Annotated in this window: 27 protein-coding genes and 1 tRNA gene; 10 read left to right on the plus strand and 18 right to left on the minus strand. The window is 67.4% G+C overall.

Translation table 11 applies throughout. The features are described from left to right. Positions 1 to 22: 22 nt before the first annotated feature. The 7 genes from ARC23_RS08590 to ARC23_RS21295 form a co-directional block, all read right to left on the minus strand. Positions 23 to 472, minus strand: a complete 450-nt coding sequence (locus tag ARC23_RS08590; protein ID WP_057496866.1) for a hypothetical protein — start codon at positions 470 to 472, stop codon at positions 23 to 25. After that, complete coding sequence (locus tag ARC23_RS08595) at positions 423 to 671, minus strand: FAD assembly factor SdhE (RefSeq protein WP_005409080.1); 249 nt, start codon at positions 669 to 671, stop codon at positions 423 to 425. The genes ARC23_RS08590 and ARC23_RS08595 overlap by 50 nt, the downstream gene beginning before the upstream one ends. A 98-nt stretch (positions 672 to 769) precedes the next feature. Continuing rightward, the gene (locus ARC23_RS08600) at positions 770 to 1,555 is read right to left on the minus strand and encodes a succinate dehydrogenase iron-sulfur subunit (protein WP_005409079.1); all 786 of its coding nucleotides are present in this window, start codon (positions 1,553 to 1,555) and stop codon (positions 770 to 772) included. Between the two features lie 66 nt (positions 1,556 to 1,621). Then, positions 1,622 to 3,412, minus strand: coding sequence for a succinate dehydrogenase flavoprotein subunit (sdhA, locus tag ARC23_RS08605; RefSeq protein ID WP_057496867.1), 1,791 nt, complete (start codon positions 3,410 to 3,412; stop codon positions 1,622 to 1,624). A 31-nt stretch (positions 3,413 to 3,443) separates the two neighbouring features. Beyond that, positions 3,444 to 3,830, minus strand: coding sequence for a succinate dehydrogenase, hydrophobic membrane anchor protein (sdhD, locus tag ARC23_RS08610; protein ID WP_005409077.1), 387 nt, complete (start codon positions 3,828 to 3,830; stop codon positions 3,444 to 3,446). Then, complete coding sequence (gene sdhC, locus ARC23_RS08615; RefSeq protein ID WP_005409076.1) at positions 3,827 to 4,219, minus strand: succinate dehydrogenase, cytochrome b556 subunit; 393 nt, start codon at positions 4,217 to 4,219, stop codon at positions 3,827 to 3,829. Before sdhC ends, sdhD begins: the two co-directional genes overlap by 4 nt. Before the next feature lie 56 nt (positions 4,220 to 4,275). Next, entirely contained in the window at positions 4,276 to 4,446 is a 171-nt protein-coding gene (locus tag ARC23_RS21295) for a DUF1674 domain-containing protein (RefSeq protein WP_005409075.1), read from the minus strand. Between the two features lie 39 nt (positions 4,447 to 4,485). On the opposite strand from ARC23_RS21295, the gene ygfZ reads away from it, so the two are divergent. Continuing rightward, a complete protein-coding gene (gene ygfZ / locus ARC23_RS08620) occupies positions 4,486 to 5,361 on the plus strand; it encodes a CAF17-like 4Fe-4S cluster assembly/insertion protein YgfZ (RefSeq protein ID WP_057496868.1) in 876 nt (291 codons plus the stop codon). Positions 5,362 to 5,478: 117 nt separating this feature from the next. On the opposite strand, the gene ARC23_RS08625 is transcribed toward ygfZ, so the two are convergent. Next, entirely contained in the window at positions 5,479 to 6,561 is a 1,083-nt protein-coding gene (locus tag ARC23_RS08625; RefSeq protein ID WP_057496869.1) for an ABC transporter ATP-binding protein, read from the minus strand. Positions 6,562 to 6,913: 352 nt separating this feature from the next. Here ARC23_RS08625 and zwf point away from each other — a divergent pair, with 352 nt between their 5' ends. The 5 genes from zwf (at position 6,914) to ARC23_RS08650 (ending at position 12,940) form a co-directional block, all read left to right on the plus strand. Next, positions 6,914 to 8,350 (plus strand): glucose-6-phosphate dehydrogenase, encoded by a 1,437-nt coding sequence (gene zwf / locus ARC23_RS08630; protein WP_057496870.1) that lies wholly within the window; start codon positions 6,914 to 6,916, stop codon positions 8,348 to 8,350. Beyond that, positions 8,347 to 9,354 carry a glucokinase gene (glk, locus tag ARC23_RS08635; protein ID WP_057496871.1) on the plus strand — a complete coding sequence of 336 codons (1,008 nt, stop codon included), beginning with the start codon at positions 8,347 to 8,349 and terminating at the stop codon, positions 9,352 to 9,354. The genes zwf and glk overlap by 4 nt, the downstream gene beginning before the upstream one ends. Then, the gene (gene pgl / locus ARC23_RS08640; RefSeq protein WP_057496872.1) at positions 9,351 to 10,073 is read left to right on the plus strand and encodes a 6-phosphogluconolactonase; all 723 of its coding nucleotides are present in this window, start codon (positions 9,351 to 9,353) and stop codon (positions 10,071 to 10,073) included. The genes glk and pgl overlap by 4 nt, the downstream gene beginning before the upstream one ends. 58 nt (positions 10,074 to 10,131) lie before the next feature. Further along, complete coding sequence (gene edd / locus ARC23_RS08645) at positions 10,132 to 12,048, plus strand: phosphogluconate dehydratase (protein ID WP_057496873.1); 1,917 nt, start codon at positions 10,132 to 10,134, stop codon at positions 12,046 to 12,048. A gap of 232 nt (positions 12,049 to 12,280) precedes the next feature. Further along, a complete protein-coding gene (locus ARC23_RS08650; protein ID WP_057496874.1) occupies positions 12,281 to 12,940 on the plus strand; it encodes a bifunctional 4-hydroxy-2-oxoglutarate aldolase/2-dehydro-3-deoxy-phosphogluconate aldolase in 660 nt (219 codons plus the stop codon). Between the two features lie 329 nt (positions 12,941 to 13,269). Here the strand turns inward: ARC23_RS08650 and ARC23_RS08655 are convergent, their stop codons facing one another. The 3 genes from ARC23_RS08655 to ispG form a co-directional block, all read right to left on the minus strand. Next, positions 13,270 to 13,917, minus strand: a complete 648-nt coding sequence (locus ARC23_RS08655; RefSeq protein WP_057496875.1) for a response regulator — start codon at positions 13,915 to 13,917, stop codon at positions 13,270 to 13,272. Between the two features lie 200 nt (positions 13,918 to 14,117). Then, positions 14,118 to 14,867, minus strand: coding sequence for a phosphatase PAP2 family protein (locus ARC23_RS08660; RefSeq protein ID WP_057496876.1), 750 nt, complete (start codon positions 14,865 to 14,867; stop codon positions 14,118 to 14,120). Beyond that, positions 14,848 to 16,113, minus strand: coding sequence for a flavodoxin-dependent (E)-4-hydroxy-3-methylbut-2-enyl-diphosphate synthase (ispG, locus tag ARC23_RS08665; protein ID WP_057496877.1), 1,266 nt, complete (start codon positions 16,111 to 16,113; stop codon positions 14,848 to 14,850). Before ispG ends, ARC23_RS08660 begins: the two co-directional genes overlap by 20 nt. Positions 16,114 to 16,227: 114 nt before the next feature. Between ispG and ARC23_RS08670 the strand changes: the two genes are divergently transcribed. Next, on the plus strand, positions 16,228 to 17,454 hold the full coding sequence (locus tag ARC23_RS08670) for an ATP-binding protein (RefSeq protein WP_057496878.1): 1,227 nt from the start codon (positions 16,228 to 16,230) through the stop codon (positions 17,452 to 17,454). Continuing rightward, complete coding sequence (locus ARC23_RS08675) at positions 17,451 to 18,020, plus strand: response regulator transcription factor (RefSeq protein WP_057496879.1); 570 nt, start codon at positions 17,451 to 17,453, stop codon at positions 18,018 to 18,020. The genes ARC23_RS08670 and ARC23_RS08675 overlap by 4 nt, the downstream gene beginning before the upstream one ends. A gap of 107 nt (positions 18,021 to 18,127) precedes the next feature. On the opposite strand, the gene pgi is transcribed toward ARC23_RS08675, so the two are convergent. The 6 genes from pgi to pcnB form a co-directional block, all read right to left on the minus strand. Next, the gene (gene pgi, locus ARC23_RS08680; protein ID WP_057496880.1) at positions 18,128 to 19,642 is read right to left on the minus strand and encodes a glucose-6-phosphate isomerase; all 1,515 of its coding nucleotides are present in this window, start codon (positions 19,640 to 19,642) and stop codon (positions 18,128 to 18,130) included. Further along, on the minus strand, positions 19,639 to 20,019 hold the full coding sequence (gene panD, locus ARC23_RS08685; RefSeq protein ID WP_008268179.1) for an aspartate 1-decarboxylase: 381 nt from the start codon (positions 20,017 to 20,019) through the stop codon (positions 19,639 to 19,641). The genes pgi and panD overlap by 4 nt, the downstream gene beginning before the upstream one ends. A gap of 161 nt (positions 20,020 to 20,180) precedes the next feature. Then, complete coding sequence (panC, locus tag ARC23_RS08690) at positions 20,181 to 21,020, minus strand: pantoate--beta-alanine ligase (RefSeq protein ID WP_057496881.1); 840 nt, start codon at positions 21,018 to 21,020, stop codon at positions 20,181 to 20,183. Further along, entirely contained in the window at positions 21,017 to 21,832 is an 816-nt protein-coding gene (gene panB / locus ARC23_RS08695; RefSeq protein WP_057496882.1) for a 3-methyl-2-oxobutanoate hydroxymethyltransferase, read from the minus strand. The genes panC and panB overlap by 4 nt, the downstream gene beginning before the upstream one ends. A gap of 34 nt (positions 21,833 to 21,866) precedes the next feature. Then, complete coding sequence (gene folK / locus ARC23_RS08700; RefSeq protein WP_057496883.1) at positions 21,867 to 22,352, minus strand: 2-amino-4-hydroxy-6-hydroxymethyldihydropteridine diphosphokinase; 486 nt, start codon at positions 22,350 to 22,352, stop codon at positions 21,867 to 21,869. A 3-nt stretch (positions 22,353 to 22,355) separates the two neighbouring features. Further along, positions 22,356 to 23,735, minus strand: a complete 1,380-nt coding sequence (gene pcnB / locus ARC23_RS08705; RefSeq protein WP_057496897.1) for a polynucleotide adenylyltransferase PcnB — start codon at positions 23,733 to 23,735, stop codon at positions 22,356 to 22,358. Between the two features lie 53 nt (positions 23,736 to 23,788). On the opposite strand from pcnB, the gene ARC23_RS08710 reads away from it, so the two are divergent. Next, positions 23,789 to 23,863: transfer RNA gene (locus ARC23_RS08710), tRNA-Glu, on the plus strand. A 449-nt stretch (positions 23,864 to 24,312) separates the two neighbouring features. Here ARC23_RS08710 and ARC23_RS08715 read toward each other — a convergent pair. Further along, positions 24,313 to 25,737, minus strand: a complete 1,425-nt coding sequence (locus ARC23_RS08715; RefSeq protein WP_057496884.1) for a sugar porter family MFS transporter — start codon at positions 25,735 to 25,737, stop codon at positions 24,313 to 24,315. Between the two features lie 191 nt (positions 25,738 to 25,928). On the opposite strand from ARC23_RS08715, the gene fdxA reads away from it, so the two are divergent. Next, complete coding sequence (gene fdxA / locus ARC23_RS08720; protein WP_057496885.1) at positions 25,929 to 26,252, plus strand: ferredoxin FdxA; 324 nt, start codon at positions 25,929 to 25,931, stop codon at positions 26,250 to 26,252. Positions 26,253 to 26,296: the final 44 nt, after the last annotated feature.

Below are 26,296 nucleotides of genomic sequence, written 5' to 3' on the forward strand. Positions count from 1 at the left end.
CAGGCACGCCAGTCAATTCAGCTTATGGTGCCATTGACCGGGGCCGACGGGAAACGCTGCGTGCGGCCACGGCCAGTCGCAGTTCACGTCGCTGCCCGGAATCGAGCACATCGGGCCAGAACAGCAGGCGCCGGCGGCGCCGGCCCGCACGCCACAGCAACAGCAGCCAGGGGCCGCGCACCACCAGGCGGGGTGCATCGATGTCCTGCCCGGCCACCTGCAGTGGCCCGGGAAGCGCAGGCAGTAGCACCTGCACCCGCGGCCTGCGCTGGTGCCAGGCCAGTTCGGCCGACCCGATGCCCCAGGCCAGCAACACTGCGGGCGTCAACAGCCGCGGCGGCAGATCCGACGCGCGCAGCAGCCACGGCGCGGCCAGCAGCACCGCCAACTGGGCGGCGGCCTGCAGCCGCGAAGGGCGCCACTCAAGGCTTGAGGGCGAGGATCTTCTGCATGAGGGGGATCGCATGCGCATGTGGGCAGGCCTCATAGCCCATGAACCAGCGCCACAACTTATCGTCCTCGCAATCGAGCAGGAACAGGAAAACCTCGCGCTCTTCGGTCGGCGCAGTGCTCCATTCGTGGTCCAGGTAACGGCCGAACAGCTGGTCCAGCTCGCGCATGCCGCGGCGGCAGCGCCAGCGAAGCTTCTTCAGCAGAACATCTTCTTCCATCGTGCTTCTCCAGATACAGCAAAGCCACGCATGGCGTGGCTCTACTGGGGTGGCACAGCCACGCGTGGCGTGGCTCTACCGGGTACCGCCAGGCCTGATCAGGCGCGGCGTTCCATCATCAGCTTCTTGATTTCGGCAATCGCCAGCGCCGGGTTCAGGCCCTTCGGGCAGGTCCGGGCGCAGTTCATGATGGTGTGGCAGCGGTACAGCTTGAACGGATCTTCCAGATCGTCCAGGCGCGCACCGGTGTCCTCATCGCGCGAGTCGATGATCCAGCGGTAGGCCTGCAGCAGGATCGCCGGGCCCAGGTAACGCTCGCCGTTCCACCAGTAGCTCGGGCAGCTGGTCGAGCAGCAGGCGCACAGGATGCACTCGTACAGGCCGTCCAGCTTCTTGCGGTCTTCCGGCGACTGCAGGCGCTCACGGTCCGGCGGTGCCGGGGTCTGGGTGCGGATCCACGGCTTGATCGAGGCGTACTGCGCGTAGAAGTGGGTCAGGTCCGGAACCAGATCCTTGACCACGTTCATGTGCGGCAGCGGGTAGATCGGCACTTCCTTCTTGCCGCAGTCCGAGATGGCTCGGGTGCAGGCCAGGGTGTTGGTGCCGTCGATGTTCATCGCGCACGAACCACAGATGCCTTCGCGGCACGAGCGGCGGAAGGTCAGGGTCGGGTCGATCTCGTTCTTGATCTTGATCAGGGCGTCCAGGACCATCGGGCCACAGGCGTCCAGATCGACTTCATAGGTATCGGTGCGCGGGTTGCTGTCGTCGTCCGGACTCCAGCGGTAGATCTTGAAGGTGCGCACGTTCTTGCCGCCGTTCTTGACGGGGAAGTGCTTGCCCTTCGTGATCTTGGAATTCTTGGGGAGTGAAAACTCGGCCATGGCTGCTCTCGTTGGCTCAGGCGGCCCGCGCCCTTGGGCGCGGATTGCATGGTAGGCGGGGTCGGATCAGTACACGCGCGGCTTCGGCGGCACCACGGACACGTCGTCGGTCAACGTGTACATGTGCACCGGACGGTAGTCGAAGCTGCACTTGCCCTTCTCGTCGACGCTGACCAGGGTGTGCTTCTGCCAGTTGACGTCGTCGCGGTCCGGATAGTCCTCGTGCGCATGCGCACCACGGCTTTCCTTGCGCTGTTCGGCCGAGTTGATCGTCGCCACCGCGTTGAGCAGCAGGTTGTTCAGCTCGTAGGTCTCGATCAGGTCCGAGTTCCAGACCAGCGAACGGTCGGAGACCTTCACGTCCTGGAACGAGTCGAAGATCTTGTCCATCTTCTCGCAGCCTTCCTTCAGCGTCTGGCTGGTGCGGAAGACGGCCGCGTCGGCCTGCATGGTGCGCTGCATGCGATCGCGGATGACCGAGGTCGGGGTATCGCCGTTGGCGTGGCGCAGCTTGTCCAGCAGGCCCAGCGCCTTGTCGCAGGCATCGGCCGGCAGCGGCTTGTGCGATGCGCCCGGCTTGATGGTCTCGGCGCAGCGGTTGGCCACCGCACGACCGAACACCACCAGGTCCAGCAGCGAGTTCGAGCCCAGTCGGTTGGCGCCGTGCACGGACACGCAGGCCGCTTCACCGATGGCGTACAGGCCCGGCACCACGGCATTGTCGTTGTCGCCGACCTTCTGCACCACTTCGCCGTGGTAGTTGGTCGGGATGCCGCCCATGTTGTAGTGCACGGTCGGGATGACCGGGATCGGCTGCTTGTGCACGTCGACGCCGGCAAAGATGCGGGCGCTTTCGGCGATGCCCGGCAGCTTGTCGTCGATCACGCCCGGGCCGAGGTGGGTCAGGTCGAGCAGGATGTGGTCCTTGTGCTCGCCGACGCCGCGGCCTTCGCGGATCTCGATGGTCATCGAACGGCTGACCACGTCGCGCGAGGCCAGGTCCTTGTAGTGCGGCGCGTAGCGCTCCATGAAGCGCTCGCCGCTGCTGTTGCGCAGGATGCCACCTTCACCGCGGACACCCTCGGTGATCAGGCAGCCGGCGCCGTAGATGCCGGTCGGGTGGAACTGCACGAACTCCATGTCCTGCATGGCGATGCCGGCACGCATGGCCAGGCCGCCACCGTCGCCGGTGCAGGTGTGCGCCGAGGTGGCGCTGAAGTAGGCACGGCCGTAGCCGCCGGTGGCCAGTACCACGCCCTGGGCGCGGAACAGGTGCAGGGTGCCGTCGGACATGTCCAGGGCCAGCACGCCGCGGCAGGCGCCTTCCTCATCGAAGATCAGGTCGAGCGCGAAGTACTCGATCATGAAGCGCGCATCGTGCTTCAGCGACTGCTGGTACAGGGTGTGCAGCATCGCGTGGCCGGTACGGTCGGCCGCCGCGCAGGTACGCTGCGCCGCCGGGCCTTCGCCGTACTTGGTGGTCATGCCACCGAACGGACGCTGGTAGATCTTGCCTTCGGCGGTGCGCGAGAACGGCACGCCGTAGTGTTCGAGCTCGATGATGGCCGGGATGGCCTCACGGCACATGTACTCGATGGCGTCCTGGTCGCCCAGCCAGTCCGACCCCTTGATGGTGTCGAAGAAGTGGTAGCGCCAGTCGTCCTCGCCCATGTTGCCGAGTGCGGCCGAAATACCGCCCTGGGCGGCAACGGTGTGCGAACGGGTCGGGAAGACCTTGGTCAGGCACACGGTCTGCAGGCCCTTGGCGGCCAGGCCGAACGTGGCGCGCAGGCCGGCACCGCCGGCGCCGACCACGACCATGTCGTACTTGTGTTCGGTGATCTTGTAAGCGGACATCTAATCTGGATTCCTGTGTAGGTGCCTGGGCTCAGGCAACGCCGAGGGCGATGCGGCCCACCGCAAACACACTGACGATCATGCCGAGCACGGCGACGAACTTCACCGCGGTCTGCAGCACCAGGGCCAGCAGCGATTCGTGGATGTAGTCTTCCAGCACGACCTGCATGCCGAGCTGCGCGTGCCAGAACATGGCGATCAGCAGGCCGATCAGCGGCACCGCGTTCCACGGCTTGGCCACGGCGGCGGCGGCGGTGGCGTAGTCCGAGCCCAGCAGGCCCAGCACGAAGACCAGGAACCAGATGCCCAGCACCACCAGGGCGGCGGCGGTCAGGCGCTGGTGCACGAAGTGCTCGGTGCCGGTCTTGGCCGAACCCAGGCCGCGCACGTTCTTCAACGGGGTACGGAACTTGCTCACGCGGCACCTCCGAACATCACATAGGCCCACACCAGCAGGGTGATCACCAGGCTGCCGGTGACCGACAGCCAGCTGCTGCGGATGAAGGCGGGGATGCTGAAGCCGATGGCGAAGTCCTGCACCACATGGCGGATGCCATTGCACAGGTGATAGGCGAACGACCATGTCCACGCGAACAGGAACACGCGGCCATACCAGGCCCCGGCATGGCCGGTGAAGCAGTTCCAGGACTCGGGCCCCATCATCAGGGCCAGCAGGCCGGCAGCGATGATGAGGGCACCAACAGACAGAAAGACGCCAGTGGCTCGATGCAGGATCGAGGTGGCCATCTGAATCTGCCAGCGATACACCTGAAGGTGCGGGGAAAGTGGGCGTTGTCTGGTCGCCATTCGCTGGGCTCGTTGTCTCGGCTGGGCGGCACGCGGCCGCGTTGGCTCAATGCTGATCAGAAATCGATGCAGCGTCCGTTTTTCTCCCAATCGCCATACCGCACCGGATCAAGTCCGCCGCGGCCGCCGAATTCCTCTGCTTTTTCCTGTTCCACGGGCACGGGTGCCGCAGGGACCAGCGGGGCTTCAGATTCGTCGTCGGGAGTGGGGGTTGTTTGGCCTATCATGTTCGGTCTCGCAACGCACAAATTTTAGACCTCGTTCACGTGCCTGACAACCTGCCCCCTGCTTTCGTCGGATATCCGCGCCTGCCCGGCCACCAGCTGCTGAGCCTGCAGGGCCCGGATGCGGCTGTCTTTGCCCACGCCCAGTTCAGCAGCGATGTCACCGCCCTGCCCCTGCAGCACTGGCAGTGGAGTGCCTGGCTGAGCGCCAAGGGCCGTACCCTGGCGGTGTTCCAGCTGCTTCGGCTGGCCGACGACCACGTGATGCTGGTGCTGGCGGATGGCGATGCCGATGCGATTGCGTCGCAACTGCAGCGCTTCGTGTTCCGCCGCAAGGTGAAGGTGCAGGTGCGCGACGATCTGGCGGTGGCCGGGGCTTTCACTGCGCCCGAGGCCGCCAGCGGCGCTGCGACTGCGCAGGCCGCAGGTGATGGCTGGGAGCTGGACCTGGGCAGCGATGCCCTGCCGCGAACCCTGCGCATTGGCGCCGCCGATGCCTTTGCAGCGGGCAGCGAAACCGATGAGGCCGCGTTCGCCCTGGCCTGGCGCCAAGCCGATCTGCGCTACGGCGTGCCGCGGCTGGAAGAAAGCCAGCGCGAGGTGTGGACCCCGCAACAGCTGGGTCTGGACCGCCTGAATGGCTACAGCGTCAAGAAGGGCTGCTACCCGGGCCAGGAAATCGTGGCCCGCACCCACTTCCTCGGCAAGGCCAAGCGCGCGGTGCAGCTGCTGCACACTGCGGCACCGGCACGGGCCGGCGATGGCGTGCTGCAGGACGGCGCAGCGCTGGGCAGCATTGCCAGCGTGGCCGGCGATCTGGCACTGGCGGTGCTGCCGCTGGAAACCAGTGATGCGGAGCTGCAGGTGGGCGGCGTGGTCGCGCAGCGGGTGCCGCTGCTGGACGGCCTGGCGCGCTGAGGTTTTACCCCTGATGAAGCAGCCGAGCGTGGGCTCGGCTCTACAAAATCGGGTGAGTGCGGACCGCTGGTCCGCACGTCGTTCATGACGCCGGGCATGGCCCGGCGCTACCGCCGCTTACAGACGTTCGCCGCTTTCCGCATCGAAGAAATGCAGGCCCTGCGGGTGGATCGCCACGCGGATGTCCTCGCCCACGCCCGGCAGCGACTGCGGCGCCACGCGCATGGTCAGTGCATGCTGGCCACTGCTGAGGTTGACGAAGATCTCGTTGCCGACCGGTTCGATACCTTCGATGCGCGCGGTGAACGCATGCGCATCGTCGGCAGCGGCCGGCTGCAGGTGCTCCGGACGCACGCCCACCGCGATCGGCTTCTGCAGCCACGCCGGATCGATCGTGGCCTGCCCCAGCGGCGCACGCCACTGCCCGTCGACCACGGTCACGCCGCCGGCATCGCCCTGCAGCGTGCCGCGCAGCACGTTCATCGCCGGGCTGCCGAGGAAACCGGCGACAAACAGATTGGCCGGGCGGTCGTACAGGGCCATCGGCGTGTCAATCTGCTGGATGACGCCGTCCTTGAGCACCACGATGCGCTGGCCCAGCGTCATCGCTTCAACCTGGTCATGCGTCACATAGATCATGGTGGTGCCCAGCTTGCGGTGCAGTTGCGCGATCTCGGTGCGCACGCTGTGGCGCAGCTTGGCATCGAGATTGGACAGCGGCTCGTCGAGCAGGAACACCGCCGGCTCGCGCACCAGCGCACGACCCAGTGCCACGCGCTGGCGCTGGCCACCGGACATCGCCTTGGGCAGCTTGTCCATCATCTCGGTCAGGCCCAGCGTCTGCGCCGCCTCGGCGATGCGCTTGTCGATGGTGGCCTTGTCATGGCCGCGCAGCTTCAGGCCAAAGGCCAGGTTCTCGGCCACGGTCATGTGCGGGTACAGCGCGTAGCTCTGGAACACCATGGCGATGTCGCGATCCTTCGGCGCCACGTCGTTGACCACGCGGTCGCCGATGGTCAGCGTGCCACCGCTGATCTCTTCCAGGCCGGCCACCATCCGCAGCAGGGTCGACTTGCCACAGCCGGACGGGCCGACCAGCACCATCAGCTCGCCGTCGGCGACCTCGAAGGTGGCGTCCTTCACCGCGACCTGGCCGTTGTCATAGACCTTGCGCACACCCTGCAACTGCACTTTTGCCATATCACCTATCCGGTCCGCCCGAAGCCGGGCTGTCTTTTGGGACTGCCTCGGCCCTCCCGATGGCAGTGATGATTGCGCGCTTGCCGCATGACGGCGAGCACTGCAATCGAATACAGTTGCCCATTCTGCCATGTAAACGTTTTCACGTGGCACTATCCGATGATCGGTGCGCACCGATCTGCGTCGGCGGAAGAACGAAGCGTCCGCGGAGGCAGTGGTTTCGAAAGGAACGTTCTTCCGGAGCCCCGGAAAACGTCCCAGACGAGCCTCGGACAGGCAGTTGCGCGGATGTCCCCCGAACCCAGCCATGAAGCGATTGACAACGATGTCACCCGGATCTGAAACTCGAGCGATGCACGACACCCTCTTCCTGTTCGGTGCCACAGGTGATCTGGCCCAGCGCTACCTGTTCCCTTCGCTGCTTCGCCTGCTTGGCGACGGCCTGCTGCCGGAGGACTTCCGCATCCGTGCGCTGGCCCTGTCCGGGCATGACACCGAAGCGTTCCATGACATCCTGCGCCCACGCCTGCAACAGGCCATGCCGATGGCCACGCAGGACGACATCGGCGCCCTGCTGCGCCGCATCGACTACCGCTCGGTCGACCTGCGCGACGTCGACTCGGTCGCCGCCGCGGTCTCCGACCTGGTGCACCGCAGGTGCGTCAGCTACCTGGCCATCCCGCCGGGCCTGTACATCTCCACCTGCGAAGGCCTGGCCAAGGGCGGCGCCCTGGCCGCGCCGGCACGGCTGATGCTGGAGAAGCCGATCGGCAGCGACAGCGAGAGCGCCGAGGAAATCATCAGCACCATCGGCCAGTGGATCGACGAGGACCGCGTGTTCCGCCTCGACCACTACCTCGGCAAGGCCGCGGTGCAGAACCTGATCGCGCTGCGCTTCGGCAACACGCTGCTGGAAGCGGTGTGGAACCGCAACTACATCGAATCGGTGCACATCCTGGTGGCCGAGAGCGAAGGCGTGGACGGCCGTGACGCCTACTACGCCCGCTCCGGCGCGCTGCGCGACATGGTGCAGAGCCACATCCTGCAGCTGCTGTGCATGGTGGCGATGGAACCGCCCGCCTCGCTGGAAGCCGACCGCATCCGCGACGAGAAGGTCAAGGTGCTGCGCGCCCTGCGTCCGCTGGGTGCCAAGCACGCCGCGCGTGACAGCATCCGCGGCCGCTACACCGCCGGCACCATCAACGGCCAGCCGGCGCAGGCCTACCAGCCGCCGGAAGGCAGCGACGTGGAAACCTTCGCCGGCGTCACCGCGCACATCGACAACTGGCGCTGGAGCGGCGTGCCGTTCCACCTGGTCACCGGCAAGCGCCTGCCCGAGCGCACCACCCGCGTGGTGGTCACGCTGAAGCCGGTCACCCACTGGCTGTTCGAACGCCCGCAGCGTGCGCAGGCCGCGCCCAACCGCCTGGTGTTCCAGCTGCAGCCGCAGGAGAACATCGAGCTGGGCCTGATGAGCAGCCTGGCCGGCCCGGAATGGGGCGCACTGGAACTGCATCCGCTGGAACTGGAACTGTCGGTGCCGACCGGCCTGCATCGCCGCATCGCCTACGAACGCCTGTTCCTGGATGCCTTCAACGGCAACCACACGTTGTTCGTGCGCGACGACGAAGTGCGCGCGGCCTGGGCCTGGATCGACAGCGTCGCCGATGCGTGGAAGGAGGCCAAGCTGCCGCTGGAACCCTACCCCGCCGGCCAGTGGGGCCCGAGCAACGCCACGGAGTTCCTGCCGCAGGGCGTGGACGCACCCGACAGCGGAGCGTCGGCATGAGTGCCGGCTCACAGCCGGTGCTGGTTGCCGACATCGGCGGTACCAACGCCCGCTTCGCCCTGGCCGACACCTCGCTGGACGCGCCGCTGCTTAAGGACAGCATCCGCGAGTACGCGGTGGCCGAGTTCCCTTCGCTCGGTGATGCCGCGCGCCACCATCTGGAGCAGATCGGCGCCACGGCAAGCCGCGGCGTGTTCGCAGTGGCCGGACGTGTGGATGGTGACGAAGCGCGCATCACCAACCATCCGTGGGTGATCTCGCGCAGCCGCACCGCCGCCATGCTCGGGTTCGACGAGCTGCACCTGATCAACGACTTCGCCGCACAGGCGATGGCGATCTCGCTGCTGCAGCCCGAGGACGTGGTCCAGGTCGGCGGCGCCGCCTGGGTGCCGGGCAAGCCGGGCCAGCCGCGCAACTATGCGGTGATCGGTCCGGGTACCGGCCTCGGTGTCGGCGGCCTGATCCTGCGCCACGGCCGCTGCTACCCGTTGGAAACCGAAGGCGGCCATGTCAGCTTCCCGCCGGGAACGCCGGAGGAGATCCGCATCCTGGAGATCCTCTCCGAACAGTTCGGCCGCGTCTCCAACGAGCGCCTGATCTGCGGCCCCGGCCTGGTCAACATCCATCGCGCCGTGTGCGAGATGGCCGGCATCGACCCGGGCCAGCTGCAGCCGGTGGACGTGACCGCCCGCGCCCTGCACGGTGATCCGCAGGCGATGCGCACCGTGGATGTGTTCTGCGCCGTGTTCGGCGCCATTGCCGGCGATCTGGTACTCACCCAGGGCGCCTGGGACGGCGTGTTCCTGACCGGCGGATTGACTCCGAAGATGCTCGACTCGCTGCAGCACTCCGGCTTCCGCCAGCGCTTCGAGCACAAGGGCCGCTTCTCTTCAATCATGGCGCGGGTACCGTCGCTGGCGGTGATGCACCCCCACGCCGGGCTGCTGGGTGCTGCTGCCTACGCCGCCGACGCCGAACGTGACGCACCAGGAGTTGCCGCATGACCCCCGCTTTCCACGACGACCGCATCGACTTCATCTCCCATGGCGATGCCGATGGCTGGATCGAGGCGGTAGCCGCCGAGATGGCGCAGACGCTCAACCACGACATCAATGAAGTGGGCCGCGCCCGCATCCTGCTCTCCGGTGGCACCACGCCGGCGCCGGTCTACCAGGCCCTGGCCGAACTGGACGTGCATTGGGACCGGGTTGAAGTGAGCCTGGCCGATGAGCGCTGGCTGTCGCCGCAGGACCGCGACAGCAACGCCTGGCTGGTGCGCGAGCACCTGCTCAAGCGCGCCGACGGTGCCCATTTCGATCCGCTGGTGCGGATCGGCAAGCCGCTGCCGGAATGTGTCTACACCGCCAACCTGCAGGCCCAGCACAGCCAGCCGCCGAGCGTGGTCGCGCTGGGCATGGGCAATGACGGCCACACCGCCTCGCTGTTCCCGGGCTCTAAGGACCTGGCCCGCGCCCTGGAAAGCACCCTGCCCTACGCCGCGCTGGATGCCACCGGCTGCCCGGGTGCCAACCAGTGGCCGCTGCGCATCACGCTGACCCCGCATGGCCTGCGCCAATGCCGCCAGCGCTTGCTGCTGCTGCGTGGCAAGCAGAAGCTGCAGGTGCTGCGCCAGGCGCTGGACAGCAATGACGCCCAGCAGTACCCGATCCTCAATGCGATCAACCTGGATGGCGCGCGCCTGCGCGTCCACTGGGCTGATTGACGTCGGCGGCGGTGCCTTGCCGCCGCTTGCCTCTCGCCACCACGAACGCCGGTAGCCAATGAGCCTCCATCCGCAACTGCATGCCATCACCGAGCGCGTCATCCGCCGCAGCGCCGCCTCGCGCGCCGCCTACCTTGCGGCAATCGACGCCTCCCTGCGTGACGGCCCGTTCCGCAGCCGCCTGAGCTGCGGCAACCTCGCCCACGGCTTCGCTGCCTGCGGCGGCACCGACAAGAGCCGCCTGCGCGGCGGCGTGACGCCGAACCTGGGCATCATCACCGCCTACAACGACATGCTGTCGGCACACCAGCCGTTCGAGACCTACCCCGAACAGATCCGCGCGGTTGCGCGCGAACTGGGCGCCACTGCGCAGGTCGCCGGCGCCGTACCGGCGATGTGCGACGGCGTCACCCAGGGCCGCGGCGGCATGGAACTGTCGCTGTTCTCGCGCGATGTGATCGCCCAGGCCACCGCGATCGGGCTCAGCCACGACATGTTCGACACCACCGTCTACCTCGGTGTGTGCGACAAGATCGTGCCCGGCCTGCTGATCGGCGCGCTGGCCTTCGGCCACCTGCCGGCGGTGTTCGTGCCGGCCGGCCCGATGACGCCGGGCATCCCCAACAAGCAGAAGGCCGAAGTGCGCGAGCGCTACGCCGCCGGTGAAGCCACCCGCGAAGAACTGCTGGAGGCCGAGTCCGCCTCGTACCACGGTGCCGGCACCTGCACCTTCTATGGCACCGCCAACTCCAACCAGGTGCTGCTGGAAGCGATGGGCGTGCAGCTGCCGGGGGCGTCGTTCGTCAACCCAGGCACGCCGCTGCGCGATGCACTGACCCGCGAAGCGACCGAACGCGCACTGGACATCACTGCGCTGGGCGACGACTTCCGCCCGCTGGGCCGGATCATCGACGAGCGCGCGATCATCAACGCGGTCATCGCGCTGATGGCCACCGGCGGCTCGACCAACCACACCATCCACTGGATCGCCGTGGCCCGCGCAGCCGGCATCGTGCTGACCTGGGACGATTTCGACGAGCTGTCGCAGCTGGTTCCGCTGCTGGCCCGCGTCTATCCGAACGGCGAAGCCGACGTGAACCGCTTCGCCGCTGCCGGTGGCCCGGCCTTCGTGTTCGGCGAACTGATCAAGGCCGGCCTGATGCACGGCGACCTGGTCAGCGTGGCCCGTGGCGGCATGGCCGACTACGCCCGCGAGCCGCAGCTGCGCGACGGCCAGCTGGTCTACCTGCCGGGCCTGGAACGCAGCGCCGATGACGAGGTGGTGCGTGGCGTCGACAATCCGTTCGAACACCAGGGTGGCCTGCGACTGCTGCGCGGCAATCTGGGCAAGTCGCTGATCAAGCTGTCGGCGGTGAAGCCGCAGTACCGCACGATCGAAGCACCGGCGGTGGTGGTCGATGCGCCGCAGGTGCTGAACAAGCTGCATGCCGGCGGCCTGCTGCCGCAGGATTTCGTGGCGGTGGTGCGTTACCAGGGCCCGCGCGCGAACGGCATGCCGGAACTGCATTCGCTGGCGCCGCTGCTGGGGTTGCTGCAGAACCAGGGCCGGCGCGTGGCGCTGGTCACCGACGGTCGCCTCTCCGGCGCCTCGGGCAAGATTCCGGCGGCGATCCATGTGACCCCGGAAGCGGCACGGGGCGGCCCGCTGGCCAAGGTGCGCGAGGGCGACATGATCCGCCTCGATGGCGAGGCCGGCACGCTGGAAGTGCTGGTGGATGCGGCCGAATGGGCGGCGCGCTCGCTGGCGCCGAACACCGCGCCGGCGGCGCATGACCTGGGCCGCAACCTGTTCGCGATCAACCGTCGCGTGGTGGGCCCGGCCGATCAGGGCGCGATTTCGATTTCCTGCGGGCCGGCAGCGGCCGATGGCGGGCCATGGGAGTACGACGCGGAATACGAGCTGGGGCACGATGCCGCGGCGGCGGCGGCGCCGCATGAGGCGAAGGATGCCTGAGGGTTGAGGAGCGTTGCGGGTGTGTTGCGGCGGTGAGTGTGCTGGTGGCGGCGGAGGACAGGCCGTCGCCAGGACACGCCGTAAATACGTCCCTGTAGGCTCGTTCGCGCCATCCATGGCGCGAACGGTCCTGGCGACGGCCTGTCCTCCGCCGCGTCACACTTTCCGGCGCATCAACGCCGCGAAGTGATCATTGAAAATCAAATTCGGAAGCAAAGGCAGAAGCAGAGCTATGGGTATCGAACAACATCAGGTGAAGGCGGCGGAGCTGTTGCGTGCGGCGGGCATCCTGCCGGTGGTGACGATTCATACGCTGGACCAGGCGCGTGCGGTGAGTGCCGCGCTGCTGGAAGGCGGCTTGCCGGCGATCGAGCTGACCCTGCGTACGCCGGTGGCGATGGAAGCGCTGGCGATGCTCAAGCGCGAGCTGCCTGATGTGGTGGTGGGTGCCGGTACAGTGCTGACCGTGCAGCAGATGCAGCAGTCCATCGACGCGGGCGCGGATTTCCTGGTGACCCCGGGTACGCCGCCGGCACTGGCCGATGCGCTGGCGACGGCACCGCTTCCGGTGGTGCCCGGTGCGGCGACGCCGACCGAACTGCTGTCGCTGTATGCGCGCGGCTTCCGCGTGTGCAAGCTGTTCCCGGCCACGGCCGTGGGCGGGCTGGCGATGATCAAGGGCTTGGCCGGCCCGGTCGCCGATCTCAAGCTGTGCCCGACCGGTGGCATCACCGAAAACACCGCCGCCGAATACCTGGAGCAGAAGAACGTGGTCTGCATCGGCGGTTCGTGGATGGTACCGGGCAACTGGATTGCCGGCGGCGAATGGGACAAGGTGCGCGCCAGCGCCGCCGATGCCGCGAAGATCATCAAGCGCGTGCGCGGTCACTGAGCCGACGCAGCTGTAGAGCCGAGCCCATGCTCGGCTCCGGCATCATCAGGGGTCAGAGCCCTTTCCCACCGGGAAAGGGATCCGACCCCGGGCGACGAGCGCGCAAAGCGCGCGACCCGCTCCTGCTCTTCCTTCTTCATTCCGTGGTGGCGGCGCACGGAAACTGTCCGTGGCCCTGCGGAGGGATTGCGCAGGGGCGTAACCACCATGGATGGCGCGCCCGAGCCTCCAGGGATGGATTCACGGCGTCCCCTGCGCAATCCCTCCGCAGGGCCAACCCCACGAATCCTGCCGCACACCGCGAGGGGCTTCGCCGTTGGCCGAATCCCTCACAGCGGCCGTGCCGGATCCACCAGCCCGTACTGGCTGGCCATGCGCGCCAGCGCGATGTTGTCGTGGATCCCCATCTTCTCGAACAAGCGCGCTTTGTGCGTGTTCACCGTCTTCGCACTCAGGCTCAGGCGCCGTGCGATGTCCTCCTGGCGCAGGCCCTGGGTGAGCAGCAGCGCCACTTCCAGCTCGCGCGGCGACAGGCTGTCGAACGGCGAACCGTTGCCCTCCACGGTCGACAGTGCCAGGTTCTGCGCAATGCTGGTGCCGAGGTAGCGGCGGCCGGCCGCCACATCGCGCACCGCGCGCAGCAGTTCCTGCGCGTCGCAGCCCTTGCCGATGTAGCCGGCCGCACCGGCTTCAAGCAGGCGCTTTGGCAGCGGGCCGTCTTCGAGCACCGACACGATCACCACGCGGGTATTGCGGTGGCTGCGGACGATGCGCTCGGTCACCTCCATGCCGCTGACACCCGGCAGGTGCAGATCGCACAGCACCACGTCCGGCAACAACTGGCGGACATCGCGCAGCGCGTCTTCGCCGGTTTCGGCTTCGCCCACCACTTCGATGTCGGCTTCCCCCGACAGAATCATCTTCATCCCGGTGCGGACCAGTGCGTGGTCATCCACCAGGTAGACTCGAATCGTCATTCACGTACCTCTTCGAATGCGGCCATTGCAGGTCAAGCTAGGCAGGGTGCCGATACCCCGCAAGCGCGCTCGGAATGCGGCGCCGGCATTCTGCCTTGCGCATCACATAACCACGCGTTGAGCTTGCCCCCTGTCTTGCAGAACCTGCTGTTTCGAAACAACTGATCTATCACGTAGACGCCCGCCGGGGGCCATCCACGTCACTCCCCCTGTGATGATGCTTCGCTGGCCTTCGCTGGCGGCGAGCCGTGACGTCGCCACGGGTGCCGACGACTGAACATGACCAGATAGCACCCTACCACCCAAACCAGCGCGGCACACCATCCGGCCAGGATATCGGAGGGGTAATGCACCCCCAGGTAGACCCGGGACAAGCTGACCAGCAAGCTGAACGCCGGGGCCAGGAGCAGCACCGGCCAGCGCCAGCGGGTGTTCCAGGCCAGCAGGACCAGGGTCACCGCCAGCGTCATCGAGCCCATCGCGTGGCCGCTGGGGAAGCTGAACGTCGACTCCGGCGCGATCGACTCCCAGAGGCTGGGCCGCTCGCGCTGGAAGAACTGCTTGCTGCCCATGTTCAGCAGGGCCGAACCGACGAAGCTGACGGCCACGAAGGTGGCTTCACGCCAGCGCCGGCAGCCCAGCAGCACGCCGATGATCAGCACGTCGGCCGGGATCAGGAACCACTCGTAGCCCAGTTTCGAGATGAGCACGAAGAATCGGTCCAGCAGCGGCGAATGCAGGCCGTGCATCTGCCACAGCAGGGGCGCATCGAAATGGAACGATTCAAATTCGTGCACTTCATCGGCCAGTGCGACGAAGCCCGCCAGCGGCAGCAGCACGCCACCAAACAGCAGGACCAGGCGCCAGGCATTGCGCGCCATCCAGTGGCGGAAACCGGAGGCGGACTCCGGCGCAGCGAGAATCGCAGGCTTATCCGGCGCTTCGGACATAGGTACGTTCGACGTAATCGTCGATCAGGGCGACGAAGTCCTGGGCGATGTTCTCGCCACGCAGGGTCACCTTCTTCTCGCCATCGACGAACACCGGCGCCGACGGCGCCTCGCCAGTACCCGGCAGCGAAATGCCGATGTTGGCATGGCGCGATTCACCGGGCCCGTTGACCACGCAGCCCATCACCGCCAGCGTCATGTTTTCCGCGCCGGGATGCTGGATCTTCCACAACGGCATCTTTTCACGCACGTGGTTCTGCACCACCTTGGCCAGCTCCTGGAAGAACTCGGAGGTGGTGCGCCCGCAGCCCGGGCAGGCCGTGACCAGCGGAGTGAAAGCACGCTGGCCGGTGGTCTGCAGCAGTTCCTGGGCGACGATCACTTCCTGCGTGCGCGACTGGCCCGGTTCCGGGGTCAGCGAGATGCGGATGGTGTCACCGATGCCTTCCTGCAACAGCACGCTCAGCGCCGCCGCCGAGGCGACGATGCCCTTGCTGCCGATACCGGCCTCGGTCAGGCCCAGATGCAGGGCGAAGTCGGAGCGCTGGGCCAGGTCGCGGTACACCGCGATCAGTTCCTGCACGCCACTGACCTTGGCCGACAGCACGATGCGATCGCGCGGCAGGCCGAGCTCCACCGCCTGCTCGGCCGAGTCCAGCGCGGAGCGGATCAGCGCCTCGCGCAGCACGCGGCCGGCGTCCCAGGGCTGCTCGCGCAGGTTGTTCTCGTCCATCAGCTTCGCCGCCAGGGCCTGGTCCAGCGAGCCCCAGTTGGCGCCGATGCGCACCGGCTTGTTGAAGCGGATGGCGAACTCGATCAGCTGGGCGAACTGCAGGTCCTTCTTCTTGCCGAAGCCGACGTTGCCCGGGTTGATGCGGTACTTGGCCAGCGCTTCGGCACACGCCGGTTCGGCGCTGAGCAGCTGGTGGCCGTTGTAGTGGAAATCACCAATCAACGGCACCTCGATGCCCATCATCGCCAGCTTGTCGACGATGCGCGGGATGGCCGCAGCGGCTTCCACGGTGTTGACGGTCAACCGCACCATTTCCGAACCGGCACGCCACAACTCGGCCACCTGCTTCACGCTGGAGGCCACGTCGGAGGTATCGGTGTTGGTCATCGACTGCACCACGACCGGCTTGCCTCCGCCTACGGTGACCCCGCCGATCTGGACGGCATGGGTCTGGCGGCGGGGCCAGGAGGTGGCATCGGAGGGAGGAGTCGGTCGGGTAACGGCGTCGTGCATGGGCGCATTCTACCGCCCGCCCCCGCATTCCGGGTGACTCGCATTCAGCCGGCGGCACGACTGCGGCCGATTGTCGCAGGCACGGCCGCCCGTGAACGCATAGGATGAGCGTGAATGACCGGTCCCGACGCCCCGTTTCTGCGTACCCTGTGCAGCCTGCGCTGGCTTGCCGTAGGCGGCCAGGCGGCCACCATCCTGGTCGCCACCTGGGTGCTGGGCCTGCCATTGCCGCAACTGCCATTGTGGGCCGGCGTGGCGGTACTGACCCTGTTCAACATCTATACCCAGCTGCGGCCGGAAGCTGCCGATACCGCACCGCTGACCGCATTCGGGCACATCCTGGTGGATGTGATCATCCTGACCTGGATGGTCGGCTGGAGCGGCGGCATGGCCAACCCGTTCAGCTCGCTGTTCCTGATCCTGATCGCGCTGGCCGCGTTCGCCCTGCCCCTGCGCTGGGCGCTGGCGGTGGCGCTGGCCTGCCTGCTCGGCTACGCCGCCAGCGGGATCTTCGGGCAGTCGCTGCCGGACGGCTATTTCCGCGCCCAGGATCTCAACCGCTGGGGCGTGGTCGCCAACTTCCTGATTTCCGCAGCGGTGGTACTGGCCTTCTCCACGCGCCTGGCGCTGGCCCTGCGCCAGCGCGAACTGGAGCTGTCGGCGCTGCGCGAACGCTTCGCCCGCAACGAGGGCATCGTCGCCCTGGCCACCCATGCCGCCTCGGTGGCGCACGAACTGAACACGCCGCTGGCGACCATGACCCTGCTCGCCGACGACGTGGCCGAGCGCAGCGAAGAGCCCGAAGTGCGCGAGGACATGGAAACCCTGCGCGAACTGCTGGTGCAGTGCCGGGAACGCGTGCTGGCGCTGGCTGCTCCGGCCTCGGCCGACGCACCGGGCCGCAGCCACTCCAGCGCCCAGCAGGTACTGGAGCAATGGCGCCTGGTGCGGCCGACCATCGACCTGCACCGTAACGACGATGCCCCGTTGCGGCTGCCACTCGACCCGGGCGTGGGCCACCTGCTGATGGTCCTGCTCAATAACGCCGCCGATGCCGGCGAGAAAGCCGGCCGGCCACGCGTGGACCTGGACCTGCGCATCGAAGGCGACGACCTGATCGGCGAAGTCCGCGACTACGGCCATGGCTTCGACGCCCGTGCCGCCGTGCTGCCGGGCAAGCTGTTCGGCAGCAGCAAGAGCGAGGGCATGGGCGTCGGCCTGGCCCTGTCCCATGCCACCATCGAACGCCTCGACGGCGAGATGTGGATGCGCCCGGCCCAGGGGGCCGGCAGCCGCGTCGGCTTCCGCCTGCCGCTGGCCCCACGCGAGGACACCCCATGAGCCTTCACCACTCCACCCTGGGCCTGCTGGTCGACGACGACGAGCTGTACCTGAGGACCCTGCAGCGCAGCCTGGCCCGCAAGGGGCTGGAAACACAGACGGCGCAGGATGCCGCCAGCGCGCTGGCACTGGCGCGCCAGCAGCCACCGGCGTTCGCGCTGATCGACCTGAAGCTGGGCAGCGACTCGGGCCTGGCACTGATCCAGCCGTTGCGCGCCCTGCGAGCCGACATGCGGATCCTGCTGGTGACCGGTTATGCCAGCATCGCTACGGCGGTGGAAGCGATCAAGCTCGGTGCCGACGATTACCTGCCCAAGCCGGCCACGGTACCGATGATCCTGCGCGCCCTGGGCGAGGAGGATGACGGACCGGCCGACGATGGCGAAATGGAAGTGCCCGACGCGATGACGCCGATCAGCCGGTTGCAGTGGGAGCACATCCAGCAGGCGATGCACGAGACCGGCGGCAACGTGTCGGCGGCGGCGCGGCTGCTGGGCATGCACCGGCGTTCACTGCAGCGCAAGCTGGCCAAGCGGCCGAGCCCGGAACGCGACCCGAGCCGCTGACGCAGCGTGGTATCCGCCGGGCATGGCCCGGCTAGCGGCCTGTAGAGTCGAGCCATGCTCGACTGCGCGTACAAGACGGTCGAGCATGGCTCGACTCTACAGATATCTCAGCGCTTCAGCTGCGCCAGGATCTCGCGGGTCATCGGGTCGGCAATGGCCACATCCTCGCCCTGCAGCGCCGGCAGCAGGCCGCTGGCCAGCTGCTTGCCCAGTTCGACACCGAACTGGTCGAAGGCGTTGATGTTCCAGATCACCGACTGCACATACACCGCGTGCTCGTACATCGCGATCAGCGCACCCAGCGCCTGCGGCGTCAGCGCATCGATCAGGATCAGCGTGCTCGGGCGGCCACCCGGATAATCGCGGTGCGGATCATCACTGCCCTGGCCGTTGGCCAGCGCTTCGGTCTGTGCCAGCAGGTTGGCCAGCAGCGCCTGGTGATTGATCGTGTAGGGATCGTCGTTGTGCACGCAACCGATGAAATCGGCCGGAATGATGCTGGTGCCCTGGTGCAGCGCCTGGAAGAAGCTGTGCTGCACATCGGTGCCCGCCCCGCCCCACCACACCGGCACGGTATCGGTGGTGACCGGCTGGCCATCGCGCTGCACGCGCTTGCCCAGGCTTTCCATCACCAGCTGCTGCAGGTAGGCCGGCAGCAGCGCCAGGCGCTGGTCGTAGGTCATCACCGCATGCGTGGCGCAGCCCAGCAGGTTGCGGTTCCAGATATCGGTCAGCGCATGCAGCACCGGCAGGTTGCGCTCCAGTGGTGCGTCCAGCGCATGCGCATCCATCTGCGCCGCACCTTCGAGCAGCTGTTCGAAGCGCTCGAAACCGATGGCCAGCGCGATCGGGAAACCGACTGCCGACCACAGCGAGTAACGGCCACCGACCCAGTCCCACATCGGCAGCACGCGCTCGGCGGCGATGGCGAAGGCCTTGGCGGCGCGCTCGGGATTGGCGCTGACGGCATACAGGCGCTCGCTGCCGCCCAGCCAGTCGTGCAGGATCTGGCCGTTGAGCAGGGTTTCCTGGGTACCGAAGGTCTTGGAGATCAGGATGCCGGCGGTCCTGGCCGGGTCCAGCGTGGCCAGCGTGCGCTGCATGGCCGCGCCGTCCACGTTCGATACGAAATGCACGCGCAGGCGCGCACCGGTGACCGGGCGCAGCGCATCGGCCACCAGCCGCGGGCCCAGATCGGAACCACCGATGCCGACGCTGACCACATCGGTCACGCCGCTGCCTTCCAGCGCGCGCACCAGCGCGCCCATGCGCTGGCGGATCCCGCGCGCAGTGGCATAGGCCTCGGCCGCCACCGGCGCATCGACCACGTCGCCACGCAGTGCGGTATGCAGCGCCGCACGGCGTTCGGTCAGGTTGACCTGTTCACCACGGAACAGGCGGTTGATGGCGCCGCCGACATCACGATCGGCCGCCAATGCCAGCAGCGACTGCAGCGCTGCGGCATCGTATTTCTGCCGTGCGAAGTTGACGTACAACGGACCGACCCGCAGCGCCAGGTCCTGGACGCGGCCGGGTTCGGCGGCGAGCAGGCTGGGAATGCTGGCGCCCTTCAGGCGCTGGGCGTGGGAATGCAGCGAGTCGAATCCGTTGTTCGTTGTCATGCGGCCTGGGTCGGGATCGTGTCGTTGGTGTGGGTGATCTGGTTGCTGCCATCAACGTATACCAGCTTCGGCTTGAAGCTGTCGGCTTCCTGCTCGGTCATGCTGGCGAACGCGGCGATGATGATGATGTCACCGACCTGCACGTGGCGCGCGGCGCCACCGTTGAGCGAGACCACGCCGCTGCCGGCTTCGGCGCGGATGGCATAGGTCGAGAAGCGCGCACCGTTGGTCACGTCCCAGATGTGCACCTGCTCGAACTCGCGGATGCCGGTGGCTGCCAGCAGGTTGTCATCGATGGCGATGGAACCTTCGTAGTTCAGCTCGGAATGGGTGACGGTGGCGCGGTGGATCTTGGTCTTGAGCAGGGACAGGTGCATGGGGGCGCTGCAACGGCAAAGGAAAGAGCGGATTCTAGCACCCGCACAGCGCGGGGCATCACGGCCGGCAACCTGTTCAGGTAGGCGGTGAAACCGGGGGCAGATCCTTTTCCCTTGGAAAACGGATCTGCCCCCCATGCATCGCGCGGCGCCGCCGGAACTCAGAATTCCAGATTGTCGATCAGCCGGGTCGTACCCAGCCGCGCGGCGATCAGCGCCACCCGGCCACCGCCGTCAAAGCTCGGCTCGGCCAGCTCCGGCGTGCGCAGTACTGCGTAATCCACCTGGAAACCGGCAGCCTGCAGCGCGGCCGTGGCGTCCGCTTCGATCTGCGCCCGCGTGTGCCCGGCCACATAGCCTTCGCGCATGCCCAGCAGGGTGCGGTGAATGGCGGTCGCATGCGGGCGTTGTTCGGCACTGAGGTACTGGTTGCGCGAGCTCTTGGCCAGGCCATCGTCGTCGCGCACGATCTCCGCGCCGACGATCTGGATCGGGAAGGACAGCTCCGCCACCATCTGCTTGATGACGGCAAGCTGCTGATAGTCCTTGCGGCCGAACACGGCCACGTCCGGCTGGACCTGCAGGAACAGCCGAGCGACCACCGTACACACGCCATCGAAATGGCCCGGCCGGCTGGCGCCTTCCAGCACCTCACTGACACCCGGCGCGTGCATCTGCGTGGTCTTGTCCACGCCCAGCGGGTACATCACCTCGACGCTGGGCAGCCAGGCCGCATCGCAGCCGGCCTGCTCCAGCCCGGCAACGTCGGCCTCGGGCGTGCGCGGGTAGCGGCTGAAATCCTCGTTCGGCCCGAACTGGGTCGGGTTGACGAAAATGCTCGCCACCACCTTGTCCGCGTACTGGCGGGCCAGGGTCACCAGCGAATGGTGGCCCCCATGCAGGTTGCCCATGGTCGGCACCAGCGCCACGCGCAGGCCCTCGCGCTTCCACTGGGCAATCTGTTCGCGCAATGCGCCAAGTTCGTTGAAGGTCTGGATCATTGGGCGTAGGCGTGCTGTTCGTCGGGGAAGCTGCCGTCGCGCACGGCGTCGGCGAAGGCGCGGGTGGCACCGGCCACCGAACCGCCTTCGGCCAGGAAGTCCTTGACGAACTTGGGACGGCGATGGCCGCTGTCCAGGCCAAGGAAATCGTGCAGCACCAGCACCTGGCCGTCACAGTGCGGGCCGGCACCGATGCCGATGGTCGGCACGTCGACCGCAGCGGTGACCTCGGCCGCCACCGGCGTCGGCACGCATTCGAGCACCATGATGCTGGCGCCGGCCGCGGCCACGGCCTGCGCATCTTCCACCAGCTGGCGGGCGGCATCGCCACGGCCCTGGATCTTGAAGCCGCCCAGGCGCAGCACCGACTGCGGAGTCAGGCCCAGGTGCGCGCAGACCGGAATCTCGCGCTCGACCAGGTAGCGGATGATGTCGACCTTGAAGCCGGCACCTTCGATCTTGACCATCTCGGCGCCGGCCTGCAGCAGCTGCAGCGAAGCATCCAGCGCGCGTTCCGGAGTGGCATCGGCGCCGAACGGCAGGTCGGCCACCAGCAATGCACGCTGCAGCACGCGGGCCACGGCGCGGGTGTGGTAGACCATGTCGGCCACGGTCACCGGCAGCGTCGAATCATGACCCTGCACCACCATGCCCAGCGAATCGCCGATCAGGATCAGGTCAACGCCGTTGGCGTCGAAGGTGCGGGCGAAGCCGGCGTCGTAGGCGGTCAACATGACCAGCTTCTGGCCATTGCGCTTGGCCTCGGCCAAGGCGGGAACGGTCCAGGGCTTGCTGTCTGCGTGGGTGCTCATGTGTTGATAACCGGGGGAGATAACCCGGGCATTATCACCCTATCGGCGCGATCCCGCAGGCATCCACCCGCATTACAGCATCCTGCACGCGACCGTGGCCAGGAATTGCCAGTTCCGGCGCGATTTCGGCCAGCGGCAACAGGACGAAAGCACGTTCATGCAGGTACGGATGCGGCACCTGCAGCCCGGGCTGATCGATTACCTGCACGCCATACAGCAGCAGGTCCAGGTCCAGCGCGCGCGGGCCCCAGTGCACCGCCGGATCGCGCACGCGGCCGAACCGGCGCTCCAGCCCCAGCAGGGCCTGCAACAATTCGAGCGCAGGCAGATCGGTGGCCACCGCGGCCACGGCATTGACGAACGGCGGCTGGTCCTCATTGCCCCAGGCCGGCGTGGCATACAGGCGTGAGGCGTGCAGCAGCCGTGTTGCCGGCAGGTCGTCCAGCGCGGCGATGGCCGCGCGGACGGTGTGAGCGGCATCGCCCAGGTTGGCGCCCAGCCCGATCCAGGCATGGATCATGGCTTACTCGGCGGCGCTGCCGGCGGCAGCCCCCGTGCGGCGACGGCGGCGGCGACGCTTGCGCGGTACCCCGCCCTCTTCGTCGCCAGCTTCGCTGTGCATCGCATCCAGCGACGATTCCAGCTCATGCCCGGACTGCGCCTGTGCCTCGCGCCAGAACGCCACGTCGGCTTCGTGCTCGGCCGAGGCCACCTGGCGCAGGACCAGGAAGTCGAATGCGGCACGGAAACGCGGATGGGTCAGGGTGCGGAACACGCGCTTGCGCTGGCGCGAGCCGAAGCGCGACTGCAGCAGCCAGATCTCCTGCATCGGCAGCGAGAAGCGTCGCGGCAGTGCGATGGTGCTCAGCTGCTGCACGGTGACGCGGTCGGCAGCACGGCGCTGCGCCTCTTCCGGTGCCACGCCCTGCTTGAGCAGGGTCGCCTGTGCACGGCAGAACGCCGGCCACAGCAGCAGGGCGAACAGGAAGGCCGGCGACACCGGCTCATCATTGGCCACGCGTGCATCGGTATTGGCCAGGCCTTCCACCAGCATGCGGCGCAGTGCACCGGTCCGGTTCGATTTCAGCGCCTTGGCGCTTTCCGGGAACAGCACGTCGAGCAGGCCATAACGCTCCAGGCCCTCGAAGCTGGCCACGCCGTGCCCGGACAGGAACAGCTTGAGCACTTCCTCGAACAGGCGCGCCGGGGCCGCTTCGTTGAGCAGGCCGGCCAGATGCGGGATCGGCGCAGCGGTGCCCTCTTCGATCTGGAAGCCAAGCTTGGCCGCCAGGCGCACCGCGCGCAGCATCCGCACCGGATCTTCGCGGTAACGCTGCTCGGGGTCGCCGATCAGCTTCATCAGGCGTGCCTGCACGTCTTCGAAACCGCCGGTGTAGTCGCGCACCGAGAAGTCCTCGATGGCGTAGTACAGGGCGTTGCAGGTGAAGTCGCGGCGCACGGCGTCGTCTTCGATGGTGCCGTACACGTTGTCGCGCACCAGCATGCCGTTTTCCATCTCGCGGTCGCCGCTGCCGTCATCGCTGTTGGCGCGGAAGGTGGCGACCTCGATGATCTCGCGGCCGAACACCACATGGGCCAGGCGGAAGCGGCGGCCGATCAGGCGGCAGTTGCGGAACAGCTGCTTGACCTGCTCGGGCGTGGCGTCGGTGGCCACGTCGAAATCCTTGGGTTGGCCATTGACCAGCAGATCGCGCACCGCGCCGCCGACAAGGTAGGCACCGAAGCCGGCATCGCGCAGGCGGTAGAGCACGCGCAGGGCATTCGGGCTGATCTCCTTGCGGGAGATGGTGTGCTGGTCGCGCGGGATGACGCGCAGGCTGAACGGTGATGTAGCAGGGGAAATGATGTTGGCGCTTCCGGTTGAAGTTTCGGGATTGCCCAATGGCATCGAGGTGCATATACTAGCGCTCCTGCCTCGGCAGCGACACCAGTTACGCTCCCTTCGTCTAGTGGTTAGGACGTGGCCCTCTCAAGGCTAAAACAGGGGTTCGAGTCCCCTAGGGAGCGCCAGTCGCCGCAGCAGGAACCGAAAAAGCCCGCCTTGTGCGGGCTTTTCTGTTTTCCGGGGTCTGCATTGGCATCGGTCGGCCTGGTCGCTTTGGTGCCTGCCTGCAATCGGCTTGAGCCGGTGGGGTCACCCAGGGCAGGACACGCCGTGAACCCATCCATGGGGGCTCGATGGCGCCATCCTTGGCGCCAACGGTCCTGCCCTGGGTGACCCCACCGGCTCTGGACAGTTTCCCGCGAGCTGCGGCAACAACCGACCAGCGCTTCGCCGCATCCGCACGCACCATGAAACTGTCAGGAGGGGGCGGGCCGCCCTCTCCAGGACCGTTGGCGCCATGGATGGCGCCATCGAGCACCATGGATGGGCTTTTGCGTGTACTGGAGAGGGCGGCATGCCCCCTCACACTCTGGACAAGCAGGCGCCAACGGAATGCAACCGAAGCCAGTCGCCGTCAGCCTTCCATCTGCTCCAGCTCCTTGCCCCTGGTCTCGCGCACGTAGCGGACCACGAAGAAGACCGAGAGGATGGCCGCAACCGCGTAGATGCCATAGGCGCCGGCCAGGCCGATGCCGGCCAGCAGCATCGGGAAGGTCACGGTGATTGCGAAGTTCGAGGTCCACTGCGCCGCGCCGGCCACCGCCAGCGCGGGGCCGCGGATCTGGTTGGGGAACATCTCGCCCAGCATCACCCACATCACCGGGCCCCAGGACATGTTGAAGAACACCACGTAGACATTGGCCGCGACCAGCGCCAGCCGCCCCATGCCATCGGACAACTGCAGGCGGCCACCCACCAGGCTGCCGCTGGCAAACGCCACCACCATCAGCACCAGCGCCGCCGACATGCCGACCGAACCGACCCACAGCAGCGGCTTGCGGCCGATGCGGTCGATCAGCACCACCGTCAGCAGGCAGGCGCCTATGCTCAGCGCACCGGACAGCACGTTGATCAGCAGCGCGTCGCCTTCGGAGAATCCAACCGCCTGCCACAGCACCGCACCGTAATAGAACACCACGTTGATGCCGACCAGCTGCTGGAACATCGCCAGGCCGATGCCCACCCACAGGATCGGACGCAGCTTGCCGGTGACCTGGTCGCGCAGGTCGGCGAAGCGTGGCTTGTGCTGGTCCTGGGCCAGGCTGGCCTCGATCTCGGCCTGCTTGGCGGCGGCTGCCACCTCGCCATACAGGCGCGACAACACCGCCCTCGCCTGCGCCTGCCGGCCTTTCAGCACCAGGAAACGCGGGCTTTCCGGAATCACCAGCAGCAACAGCAGGAACAGCGCCGAGGGCAGCGCCTGCATCCAGAACATCCAACGCCAGGCTTCATGGCCCAGCCACAACGGCTCGGTGGACGCACCGGCGGCACGCGCCAGCAGGTAGTTGCTGAGGAAGGCGGCGAACAGGCCACAGATGATGGCCATCTGCTGCACCGTGGCCAGCCGTCCCCGGTAGCGTGCCGAGGCGACTTCGGCGATGTAGGCCGGCGACATCACGCTGGCCGCACCCACCGCAAAGCCCCCCAGCACCCGGGCCGCAATGAACGACCAGGAGGCATGGGCGGCGCCGGCGCCCAGCGCCGACACCAGGAACAGCAGCGCCGACACGATCAGCACGCCACGACGGCCCAGCCGGTCACCCAGCCAGCCCGCCAGGAACGCGCCGATCGCACAGCCCAGCAGCATCGAGGCGACTTCGAAGCCGAGCGCCGCCTCACTGGAATTGAACGCCTGGCGCAGGCCGTCGACCGTGCCATTGATGACACCACTGTCGAAACCGAACAGGAATCCACCGAGGGTGGCCACACAGCTGATGAGGACGATGAACGCAATGTTCTCGCCGCCCTGGGAGGCGATGCCGGGCTGGGCTTGGGACATGGACGATCCTGCTGGGAAGGGAAGGCGGCCACCTGCGGCGACCGGGCGCCCGCAGCGTCGCACAGGCCCCACCCGGTCGCCAACGGGGGCGCAGCCGAGCCTGCCAGACGCCCGTTTTACGCCCCGCGCCGACACCGGGGCCCAACCTGTTCTAGAATTGACGGGTTCAGGAATCGATCCACCCCCAGCCCATGCCCTTTGTCGTCACCGAAAACTGCATCAAGTGCAAACACACCGATTGCGTGGAAGTGTGCCCCGTGGATTGCTTCCACGAAGGCCCGAACTTCCTGGTGATCGACCCGGATGAGTGCATCGACTGCACCCTGTGCGAGCCGGAGTGCCCGGTCAATGCGATCTTCCCGGAGGACGACGTCCCGGCCGGCCAGGAAGGCTTCGTCGCGCTCAACGCCGAGCTGTCGCGCGAGTGGCCGGTGTTGACCGTGCGCAAGGACCCGCCCGCCGACGCTGGCGAGTGGGATGGCAAGCCGGACAAGCTGAAGCTGCTGGAGCGCTGAGAAGCGCCCACGGCGGTAACGAAAAGGGCGCCGACGGGCGCCCT

The organism is Stenotrophomonas beteli (genome assembly GCF_001431665.1).
Classification (GTDB): Bacteria; Pseudomonadota; Gammaproteobacteria; order Xanthomonadales; family Xanthomonadaceae; genus Stenotrophomonas; species Stenotrophomonas beteli.